We start from the raw sequence: 514 nt of genomic DNA, 5'->3' as shown, positions 1-514 counted from the left end.
GTCGATTGCCAAACGTCCTAAAGAGGTCCGAAATCGTGAGACCTTTGGTCACTGGGAGCTCGATACTGTGGTGTCTTTCAGAGGCAAAAGTAAGGGCTGTCTAGAGCGAAAAAAACGCTTTTTCCTAGCTTTCAAGATACAAGACAGAACATCCAAATCTATGTTTTCAGCCATCGAACAACTTTGTAAGCTATTTCCAAAAGAGGCTCTGAAAACCTTCACTTCGGACAGGGGAAAAGAGTTTGCCTGCTATCCTCTGGTAGAGAACTTAGGAATTCCCTTTTTCTTTGCGGACGCCTATTCTTCCTGGCAGAGAGTAAGCAATGAAAACTCAAATGGCTCACTAAGAGAATATTTCCCAAAGAAAACAGATTTAGCCGCTATCTCTGATGAGACTTTGAACAAGGCCTTATATGATATCAATCACCGACCACGAAAATGTTTAGCTTACAGAACTGCTTGTGAAGCCCTAGAGGATGAGTTCAAGTAAATGTTGCACTTATTCTTGCAATTT

General features: G+C 41.8%; 1 protein-coding gene. It reads left to right on the top strand.

All coding sequences use genetic code 11. The features are described from left to right. Positions 1-490: IS30 family transposase (locus JX304_RS06155; RefSeq protein WP_205011718.1), on the top strand; the 490-nt coding region annotated here is incomplete at its 5' end. Positions 491-514 lie beyond the last annotated feature (24 nt).

The sequence above is a fragment of the Streptococcus parasanguinis genome, assembly GCF_901875555.1.
Lineage (GTDB): Bacteria > Bacillota > Bacilli > Lactobacillales > Streptococcaceae > Streptococcus > Streptococcus parasanguinis_H.
Note: the sequence above shows the minus strand (reverse complement) of the source record. Positions and strands in the feature narration are given on the sequence as shown.